A 10,113-nucleotide genomic window follows, 5' to 3' on the forward strand; every position below is an offset into this window, starting at 1 on the left:
CGAGCCACGTCATTTGGAGAGTATTGAAGGTTAGCTATTATCCCGACGTCGCGGCTCGAATGCCACCTCTTCGATGTCCCAATCCTCTTCCGGCACACGGGTGGGCTGCGCCACGCGGCTCTCTTGCGACGACCTCGCGCCTGCTTGGTCGTCTGCCCCTTCCTCGCCGCCTGATGCATCGCGGGTCAGTGATGGCGGATGGTAATCGATGTAGTGCGCACGATCCTCGTCCTGTAACGGTGGCTCACCGGTCTCTTGCGTGGGCGCATCAGACGCCATCTGATCGACAGGCTCTGGGGCGTCTAGGAAAGCGGCTTCCAGCGCGGCCTCATCCTCCTCGGACACTGCCGTGAGAGGGGCGTCATCATACTGATCAGCCGCATATCGTAATTCGTCGCGCTCGTCGCCAGTGATAGCCTCGTCATAACTTGTCTCAGGGTAGGACGGCTCGCGGTATAACGGCTCATGGTCGCTCGGCTCACGAGGCTGAGGCTCAAAATCCCCATGCTCCAAATGGTCAGGCGCCCGTTCGCCAGCGTCATGACCGTGTCCATCGTCATCGGTTGCGACGCGCTCGTCAGGCCCGCCCGTTTCCTCCGACGCTGCTGATCCAGCGTGGCTCGACGGCACGGCGGAGTCGGTGCGCGGCGGCGTATAGAGGGAAGCCTCGGGCGGCACTGACGACGCCATCGGGGCCGCGTTGTCCGAAGAAGCCATCCCTGGCTCGGTACGCTTGGAGGGCGTGACATCGGCGTTGATACCCATGGGAGCGGGCGCATCCTCCCATTGCCGCTCACGGCGCTTACGTGACCAAATCAGCGCGCCCAGCAGCAGGGCCAAGGCCACGCTGGCTAGCGGCCACTGATATTGCTCCATCCGCTCGATGATACTGGGGCTGGCAGAAGCGCCCGCGGGCGTATCCGCAGCAACGGGAGGCGAGACCGCTTGAATATCGCGCGAGCTAGGCTGCGCTCCACGCGCTTCGGCCGCCGCCAGCGCTCGACGAGTCTCTTGTTGAGAGGCACTCAGCGCCTCCGTCAACGAGGCAACCTCCTGGCGCAGCGCGGCCATCTCAGCACGCATGGCTTCACGCTCATCGAGCAGAGTTTGCAACATGGCCTGGCTTTCGAGCAGTTGCTCGGCTAGATCGTTGAGGGTCAAGCCCGCCAGCTCGCCCTCTTGCACGGTCGCCACAGGTGCGCTGTCGGCCGATTCAGTGTTGGGAGCGGATGAGGCCGCCACCTCGCTTGCCGTCTCAGCCGACGGCTCGGAGGCCGGGGCATTGTTTGAGGGCGGCACGGTAGAGGGCTCGGAAGACGACTGACGCATCGATTGAATCGCTTGCGCGGCCTGGGCAGGCGAGCGAGCCATCAATTGCTCTCGACTCGGCACGTTGAGTGTCTGGCCTGCACGCATGTCGTCGACGTTGCCGGTGGGGAATGCCGTCGGATTCGCATCCACCAGCGCCACCATCATCTGTTGGACGCTAACGTCTGCAGGCTTGATACGGGCCGCCACGCCCCAAAGCGTGTCACCGCTGGCCACATAGGCGATGTCACGGGCGGCGTTGCTGGGTCGAGAAGCGGCTACGGATGGCGGCGCAGACGCAGGTGCCGATGAGACTGCCGACGATGCTCCCGCTGCGGACGCGGTGCTGGCAGTATAGTTAGGCGGATCGAAGAGAAGCGTCAGGGCTTCCGTGCGCCGCCCTTCGGGCGTAATGAGGGTGACCAGCAGATCCAACCACGGCTCATTCACCGCTTGATCGGAACGCAGTACCAGCCGAGCGCCTGAAGGCAGGCGCTGAAGCTCGGTGCGCACGCTGGCCGCAAGCGGGGACCACTCCAAACCTAGCGCGCGGAAAGCGGAGGCATCGGCTATCTCGACGCGTACGTCGTCCAATACCACATCGCTGGCATTCACGAGCGGCACGCTGGCATCTAACGGCGCCTGCAGCGTTGAGTTTACGGTGGCTTGCCCCAGCCCTACGGCCAAAGCCAACGGACTCACGGCGCTCAGCGGCAGCCACAACAACCATGCCAGCTTTTTGTTCATCTCGGCCCCTACTGCCTTCCATTCCCTGGCTCCTGGCAAGCGTCATGCCTGTTCGCCACGAGCTATGTTAGTTCGTTCTTATCATAACGTATTTACCATGACGCTAGGTTCAACGCACCTTTTTGCATAAGCCGTTTTTATGAGCCCACAAGTGAGAACGCGGCATACGACAAAAAAAGGGAAGCTGCGAACAGCTTCCCTCTTGTGGTCTAGCGCTTTGTAGCGATGCAAGTGCAGCGCCGTTTCGCGGACACTTACTGCTCGCGCAAAATTTTCAGCATGCGCTTGAGCGGTTCAGCAGCGCCCCACAGCAGCTGGTCACCCACACTGAAGGCAGAGAGGTATTCACCGCCCATTTTCAGCTTGCGTAAACGACCAACCGGCACTTGCAGCGTACCCGTCGCCGCCGCAGGCGTCAGGCCCGCAATGGTGGCGTCTTTCTCGTTGGGGATAAGCTTGACCCACTCGTTATGCTTGGCGATGCGCTCTTCGATCTCATCCAGCGGCACATCCTGCTTCAGCTTGATGGTGAACGCCTGGCTGTGCGAGCGCATGGCACCGATACGCACGCAAAGACCATCGATGGGGATCGGGTTGTTGTCGAGACCCAGGATCTTGTTGGTCTCGACGCTACCCTTCCACTCTTCGCGGCTTTGGCCGTTATCCAGCTTGGTATCGATCCACGGTAGCAGGCTGCCTGCCAGCGGCGCAGCAAAGTTGTCGGTGGGGAAGTCGCCACCGCGCATGGCAGCGGTCACTTTGCGGTCGATGTCCAGAATCGCGCTCGCCGGGTCGGCCAGCTCGCTGGAAACGCTGTCACGCAGTTGGCCCATCTGGTTGAGCAGCTCGCGCATGTGCTTGGCACCGGAGCCTGACGCCGCCTGATAGGTCATGGAGGTCATCCACTCGACCATATCGGCTTCGAACAGACCGCCCAACCCCATGAGCATCAGGCTCACGGTGCAGTTACCACCAACGAAGGTTTTTGCACCTTTGGCAAGCTGGTCGTCGATGACGTTGCGGTTCACCGGGTCGAGAACAATAGTGGCGTCATCGTCCATCCGCAGGGTGCTGGCGGCATCGATCCAGTAGCCTTTCCAGCCGTCGTTACGCAGGTCGCCGTAGACTTTCTTGGTGTAGTCACCGCCTTGGCAGGTCACGATGACGTCCAGAGCTTTCAAGTCGTCCAGCGCAAACGCATCTTTCAGCGGAGGCACGTCCACGCCGATATCGGGACCCGGCTGGCCGACTTGAGAAGTGGTGAAAAAGATCGGCTCGATGCCGTTGAAATCACCCTCTTCCTGCATGCGCTGCATCAGCACCGAGCCAACCATGCCACGCCATCCCACGAAACCGACTTTCAACATGTGAAGTCCTCCAACAAAGAATGAGACCTATATTATACACACATATCAGACACGACGTCGGCCACCCCTAAGGGCGGCCGACGCGGTCTGTTTACAAAGCAACGAGGCGAATCAATTAGTTAGCAAGCTCGCTTTATGCTAGTTAACGCTCGAACGCCGCGAGTACTGCGTCACCCATCTCGACCGTCGAGACGCGCTTCATGCCTTCAGAGGCGATATCGGCAGTGCGCAAGCCGTCGTCCAACACGCTACCGACGGCGGCTTCGATACGCTCGGCCATCGCCGTTTCATTGAGCGAGTAACGCAGCATCATCGCCACGGAGAGCATCATGGCCAGCGGGTTGGCGATGTTTTGGCCCGCGATGTCCGGCGCGCTGCCATGGCACGGTTCGTACATGCCCTGCCCGCTCTCGTTGAGCGAGGCAGACGGCAGCATGCCAATGGAGCCTGTCAGCATGGCAGCGGCATCGGAGAGAATGTCGCCGAACATGTTGCCGGTCACCACCACATCGAACTGCTTCGGCGCGCGAACCAGCTGCATGGCGGCGTTGTCCACGTACATGTGGGACAGCTCGACGTCCGGGTACTCCGGCGCCAGCCGCTCCATGACCTCACGCCACAGAATCGTCACTTCCAGCACGTTGGCCTTGTCCACCGAGCAGAGCTTCTTGCCGCGCTTCTGTGCCATCTCGAACGCGACGCGACCAATACGCTCGATCTCGCTTTCGGAGTAGACGTAGGTGTTGAAGCCAACACGCTCACCGTTGCGCTCTTCGATACCGCGCGGCTGCCCGAAGTATATGCCGCCGGTCAGTTCCCGCACGATCATGATATCCAAGCCCGCCACCAGCTCCGGCTTCAGGCTGGAAGCGCTGGCTAGCTGCGGGTAGAGCATGGCCGGGCGAAGGTTGCCGAACAGACCGAGATTCTTACGCAGCCCCAGCAGGCCTTTTTCAGGGCGTTTGGAAAGGTCTTCGAGTTTATCCCACTTGGGGCCACCCACCGCACCCAGCAGAATGGCGCTGGCAGCTTTGGCTTTTTCCAGTGTTTCGGCGGGCAGCGGCTCGCCGTGGACATCGTAAGCGGAACCGCCCACCAAGCCCTCTTCTACCTCGATATCCAAGCCCGCCTCTTGACAGGCTTCCAACAACCGCGCCGCCTGGGCTGCGATTTCCGGGCCGATGCCGTCACCGGGCAGCAGTAACACTTTATAAGTCATGCTCTATCCTTAGCACTTATAATTTAGATATTCATAGCCCATGGCAACTCTCTGCGAGGGCGCTGTGAAGCCCTCCCTGGGCGCTACTTTTGCCATCCATGGCAAAAGACCCTCGCATAGACTTGCCCTTGCCATTACTCGGTGAGTGGACGCTAAGCTGGCTGGCGGAACAGCCACGGGCGCTGCTGGCGGTGCTGAGCTTCGAAGCTGCGAATGGCGTCTTCGTCTTGCAGAGTGATGCCGATATCGTCCAAGCCGTTGAGCAAACAGTGCTTGCGGAACGCGTCTACCTCAAACTCCAGAATTTCGCCGCTGGGCGTAATCACCCGCTGATGCTCAAGGTCGATATCTAACTGATAGCCTTCGTTAGCCTCCACTTCAGCAAACAGGCGATCCACTTCTTCTTCCGCCAGGGTGATCAGCAGAATGCCGTTCTTGAAGGCGTTGTTGTAGAAGATATCGGCAAAGCTGGGGGCAACCACTACCTTGAAGCCGAAATCTTCCAGCGCCCAAGGGGCGTGTTCGCGGGAACTACCGCAACCGAAGTTACGCCGCGCCAGCAGTACCTCAGCGCCCTGGTAACGCGGCTGGTTCAAAACGAAATCCGGATTCAGCGGGCGCTTGGAGCAGTCTTGCCCCGGCTGGCCTTCATCCAAATAGCGCAGCTCGTCAAACAAGTTAACGCCAAAGCCGGTGCGCTTGATGGACTTCAAAAACTGCTTGGGAATGATCAGGTCGGTATCGACATTAGCGCGATCCAACGGCGCGACCACGCCTTCAAAACGTTCGAACTTTTTCATGGCTTAGGCCTCCTGCGCGTGGGTGGCGTCGTTGGCGGGCAAGGTGCGTACGTCGACGAAGTGACCGGCAATGGCGGCAGCCGCTGCCATGGCAGGGCTGACCAAGTGAGTACGACCGCCGTACCCCTGGCGTCCCTCGAAGTTACGGTTGGAGGTGGACGCACAGTGCTCGCCCGCGCCCAGCTTATCGGCGTTCATGGCCAAGCACATGGAGCAGCCCGGCTCGCGCCACTCGAAGCCTGCATCGATGAAGATCTTATCCAGACCTTCCGCTTCCGCTTGGCGCTTCACCAAGCCAGAGCCCGGCACCACCATGGCCAGCTTGATGGAATCGGCCACCTTGTTGCCCTTCGCCACTTTGGCGGCTTCGCGCAGGTCTTCGATGCGCGAGTTAGTGCAGGAGCCGATGAAGACTTTATCCAGTTTGATATCGGTGATCTTCTGGTTCGCCTTCAGGCCCATGTACTCCAACGCGCGTGCGTGACTGCGCTGAACGGTTTCATCCAGAGCGGCTTGCGGATCGGGTACCTGGCCTGAGATTCCGGTGACCATTTCCGGGCTGGTGCCCCAGCTCACCTGCGGTTCGATCTCTTCGGCTTTCAGCGTGACTACTTTATCGAAATGGGCATCGGCATCCGACACCAGGTTGCGCCAATCGGCCACGGCGGCTTCCCACTGCTCGGCGGTGGGCGCGAAGGGGCGTTTGGCGAGATAGTCGATGGTGGTGTCGTCCACAGCGATCAGGCCCACGCGAGCACCTGCTTCAATCGCCATGTTGCACACCGTCATGCGGCCTTCCATGGAGAGCGACTCGATGGCGCTGCCAGCAAACTCGATAGCGTAGCCTGTGCCACCAGCAGTGCCGATCTTACCGATGATCGCCAACACCACGTCTTTTGCGGTGACGCCCAGGCCCAGCTCGCCTTCGACGCGCACCTGCATATTCTTCATTTTCTGCGCCAGCAGGCACTGAGTCGCCAAGACGTGCTCAACTTCCGACGTGCCGATACCGTGGGCCAACGCGCCAAACGCGCCGTGGGTAGCGGTGTGGGAGTCACCGCATACCACGGTCATACCCGGCAGTGTGGCCCCCTGTTCAGGGCCCACCACGTGCACGATACCCTGGCGCGGGTCGTTAATCTTGAACTCTTCGATGCCGTACTCGACGCAGTTATCGTCCAGGGTTTGCACCTGAATGAGCGAGACCGGATCTTTGATACCGCTGTTGCCTTCAGCGCGCTCTTTCACCGTGGTGGGCACGTTGTGGTCCGGCGTGGCCAGGTTGGCATCCAATCGCCAGGGCTTACGGTTGGCCAAACGCAGGCCTTCGAACGCTTGCGGCGAAGTGACTTCGTGGAGCAGTTGGCGGTCGATATAGATCAGCGCCGTACCGTCGTCGCGCTGCTTCACCAAATGCTGGTTCCAGAGTTTGTCGTAAAGCGTTTGGCCTGACATGTGGCTCTCCTGGGCGGTGCCCTGCTAGTTCGTGTTGGCAGCCTCTGCGTGCTGCTTCTATGACATGCCAGGAGTGTTACGCGACTCGCGCATAAAAGCAATTCATGTTATTCATACTTTAGATTCCAAACAGGAATAGATGACCAGGAGCCGCCGTGGATACCCAAAGCCTGCAAGCCTTTCTCGCCGTGGCGGAGACCCAGAGCTTCTCCCGCGCTGCCGAACAGCTCCACCTCACACAGCCCGCCGTCAGCAAGCGCATCGCCACGCTGGAAGACCTGCTGGGCACTCGGCTTTTCGACCGCATTGGACGGCGCATCGCACTCACCGAAGCGGGCAACGTACTGCTGCCCAAGGCCCAGCGCATCCTATTTACCGTGGAAGATAGCCGCCGGGCGCTGGCGAATCTCTCTGGCCAAGTGGGCGGCAAACTGACGCTTGCCACCAGCCACCATATTGGCCTGCACCGCCTGCCGCCGCTGTTGAAGCAGTACACCCAGCATCACCCGGAAGTGGCGCTCGATTTACACTTCGTGGACTCCGAACTGGCCTATCAGGGCGTGCTGGACGGCACCCTGGAAATGGCCATCGTCACCCTCGCCCCCCATCCTGTCGAACAGCTTCACGTCGTGGAGCTATGGCGCGACCGCCTGTGCGTCGTGTGCGCCAGCGACCATCCGCTTGCCCAGCGCAGTCGCGTGTATGGCAAACCGCTGAGCCTGGCCGAGCTATGTGAGGTGAACTGCGTGTTGCCGGGGGCCAAAACCTTTACCCGCACGCTGATCGAACGGCGCTTCGAAGAAGCAGGCCTGACCCTGCCGGTGAGCATGTCCACCAACTATTTGGAAACACTCAAGATGATGTGCAGCGTCGGGCTTGGCTGGAGCCTGCTGCCGGAAAACATGATCGACAGCGAGCTGGTGGCGCTACCGGTAGACACCGCGCCCATTCACCGCCCGCTCGGCTATTTGGTGCACACCAACCGCACCCTTTCCAATGCCGCGCGCAAAATGGTCGAAGAGCTGGAGCACAGCCGCCAACCCGCCCACACGCATTAACGCTGGGCGCTTTCACCCTGGTGCATGGCCGCATTCGAGAGCACGAACGACGCGCGGCCGTCGGTTGAGCCCAACGCCGAGTCCACCATCGCCGCCGCCACCACGCGCACCTCGATCGGCCGTACCGAGCGCGGCAACCAACGCGACGCTGGCGCTAACAGCGCACTCGCCCACGTCTCCGCCAACCGCCCATCCTCTGGCCGCCCCAATAACAGCGAAGGCCGAGCAAAAAACACGCAGGGCAACCCCAGCGCCTGAATATCCTGCTCCACCTCACCTTTCACACGGTTATAAAACACCGAAGAACGCGCATTGGCCCCGTGCGCCGTCACCACGCCTAACCTACTCACCTCTGCCGTTTTACACGCCCGCGCAAACGCCAGCACCAATCCATGATCCACTCGGCGAAACGCCTCTTTACTCCCTGCCTGCTTTTTCGTGGTGCCTAGCGCTACAAACGCCACGGCCCCGGCGGGCAACAGCTCGGCAACCTCAGCTTCCAACCGTTCGAAATCCAGCAGCGCAGGCTGAAGCTTGGAGGCGATCGCGTGGGGAAATTCACGGGCAACATCCAGCTCTCGGCGGGTAATGACGATGACGCTCTTTACCTCATTGCGCCGGGAAAGCTGAGTCACGAGGTGCTGACCAATGGCGCCGGTGGCACCAAGAACGATAGCGGTAGACATGGGTGACCGTTTCCTTATGGTGTGAGTGCCACAGACTCAGCCACTTAATGACGCGAGTAGGCAACGAATGAAATGGTAGCGCGTGGTAACGAGCGATTAGTGAGGCACCCGCGAGGCCACGCCACATCGATAAATAGCATGCAAGCGCTTACCACCCCCACCAACGCCATAAGGCTCGCATCGCCCGCCAGACACTACCCAGCATAGAGGGAAACAGGTGAGGGAAAACCAATGCCAACACCGAAAAGGTGACGATACAACCGAAGAAGTAGCGACTGCTCAAAAAGCCACCCCAATACATCAGTTGGCTGTTGGCCCACACCCACAGAAGGATAGCCGTGGGCACGGAAAAGAATAGCGAAACGAATAGGCTGATGAGCCTGGATTCGATGGAGCCGCCGTGGTCATGTTGTTTTGACATTGATCGCCCATTGTCATGCACATCACAGCGCTTTCCTGATGGCGTGCCGGAAATGTATCCGCGTGACGCGTTGGATTATATGTGGGTACCCAAAAACCGAGATTTCACTTCCTCCGACGGCACCATGCAAACATCTTTCTTACCAAAAAGCGTATAACGATTCCGAGCGAATAACTTATAAACCGCATCTCTGATCGGCCTTGGCACAACCTTAAATGCATAACAGAACCGCCACGGCCCTTTTAGCTCTTTGGCGATCTCAAGGGCAGCATCAGAAAGAACGTAACACTTACCCTCTTTGATAAGCACCAAAGTATCCGTTCCCACATCGGGCACGTTGTAGCGCTGCGTTAGCTCCTGCGCCACCTCGCTTTGCATTGGGGTGAATGCAAAAACACTCTCTGGATCTCTGTTGATGATGAAATGCACTGCGCCGTTACAGAAGTTGCACACACCATCGAATATGACGATATGAGGGTTGTTCATAGGCTTCCTCATTTTTGCGCATCATACACAGTGATGTACCACTTGGGTTTGATACGCCCAAAGTCGCGTCGAATGTTAGTTTCAACGCTTTTTTTGAATCCAGAACCGTTGCCACGCCGCTTTCTCGCACAAAAACAATCAATTATAGAAAGGTCTACCCTGCTCTAGCCGCCCTTTAATTGCCATCGACGTTTTGTCGTGCAGATTCTCCCAGGGTTCGAATGGTGCTTCCTGTGAAGATACGGAAATATCAAACTCTTTTTTTAAAAGTCTGCGAACGTGGGCAGTCTCAGACCATAGCGAGGTATCTGTGGCCTCTGTGCCTATAGCATGGCCTCACGCTTCGCCTGCGCATAGCTGATACCGGCAAGAGCGGCACACGCGGCTACATCACAGCCGCTGTGTTCTTCTTAGATGACGGGTTGCATGTCGGTAACAGGCCCCCACTGTCAAGCTAGTTGGAGTGTCAGCGGCTGTTAGACTCTGAACGATGTGGGGCGTGACGAGGTTCCGATGAAGTACTCCGACGAGCGCCGGGAAGCCATCCTCAAGAAGCTGCTCCCGCC

Annotated in this window: 9 protein-coding genes; 1 reads left to right on the top strand and 8 read right to left on the bottom strand. The window is 59.3% G+C overall.

Translation table 11 applies throughout. The features are described 5' to 3' along the window. Positions 1-30: 30 nt before the first annotated feature. From MHM37_RS14245 to leuC, 5 genes are all read right to left on the bottom strand, one after another. Entirely contained in the window at positions 31-2,055 is a 2,025-nt protein-coding gene (locus MHM37_RS14245) for a FimV/HubP family polar landmark protein (RefSeq protein WP_239297092.1), read from the bottom strand. Between the two features lie 254 nt (positions 2,056-2,309). Next, positions 2,310-3,422 (bottom strand): aspartate-semialdehyde dehydrogenase, encoded by a 1,113-nt coding sequence (gene asd, locus MHM37_RS14250; RefSeq protein WP_219863542.1) that lies wholly within the window; start codon positions 3,420-3,422, stop codon positions 2,310-2,312. A gap of 142 nt (positions 3,423-3,564) precedes the next feature. Then, on the bottom strand, positions 3,565-4,641 hold the full coding sequence (leuB, locus tag MHM37_RS14255) for a 3-isopropylmalate dehydrogenase (RefSeq protein WP_239297091.1): 1,077 nt from the start codon (positions 4,639-4,641) through the stop codon (positions 3,565-3,567). Positions 4,642-4,793: 152 nt separating this feature from the next. Beyond that, the gene (leuD, locus tag MHM37_RS14260) at positions 4,794-5,441 is read right to left on the bottom strand and encodes a 3-isopropylmalate dehydratase small subunit (protein ID WP_239297089.1); all 648 of its coding nucleotides are present in this window, start codon (positions 5,439-5,441) and stop codon (positions 4,794-4,796) included. Positions 5,442-5,444: 3 nt separating this feature from the next. Further along, on the bottom strand, positions 5,445-6,896 hold the full coding sequence (leuC, locus tag MHM37_RS14265) for a 3-isopropylmalate dehydratase large subunit (RefSeq protein WP_239297088.1): 1,452 nt from the start codon (positions 6,894-6,896) through the stop codon (positions 5,445-5,447). Positions 6,897-7,051: 155 nt separating this feature from the next. Between leuC and MHM37_RS14270 the strand changes: the two genes are divergently transcribed. Next, entirely contained in the window at positions 7,052-7,954 is a 903-nt protein-coding gene (locus MHM37_RS14270) for a LysR family transcriptional regulator (RefSeq protein ID WP_239297087.1), read from the top strand. On the opposite strand, the gene MHM37_RS14275 is transcribed toward MHM37_RS14270, so the two are convergent. The 3 genes from MHM37_RS14275 to MHM37_RS14285 all read right to left on the bottom strand — a co-directional run bounded on the left by MHM37_RS14275 (position 7,951) and on the right by MHM37_RS14285 (position 9,547). After that, entirely contained in the window at positions 7,951-8,640 is a 690-nt protein-coding gene (locus MHM37_RS14275; protein WP_239297086.1) for an NAD(P)H-binding protein, read from the bottom strand. The two genes, MHM37_RS14270 and MHM37_RS14275, sit on opposite strands and share 4 nt — an antisense overlap. 148 nt (positions 8,641-8,788) lie before the next feature. After that, entirely contained in the window at positions 8,789-9,061 is a 273-nt protein-coding gene (locus MHM37_RS14280) for a hypothetical protein (protein ID WP_239297085.1), read from the bottom strand. A 75-nt stretch (positions 9,062-9,136) separates the two neighbouring features. Beyond that, positions 9,137-9,547, bottom strand: a complete 411-nt coding sequence (locus tag MHM37_RS14285; RefSeq protein ID WP_239297084.1) for a thiol-disulfide oxidoreductase DCC family protein — start codon at positions 9,545-9,547, stop codon at positions 9,137-9,139. Positions 9,548-10,113: the final 566 nt, after the last annotated feature.

It is taken from the genome of Halomonas sp. MMH1-48 (assembly GCF_022348105.1).
GTDB lineage: Bacteria > Pseudomonadota > Gammaproteobacteria > Pseudomonadales > Halomonadaceae > Vreelandella > Vreelandella piezotolerans.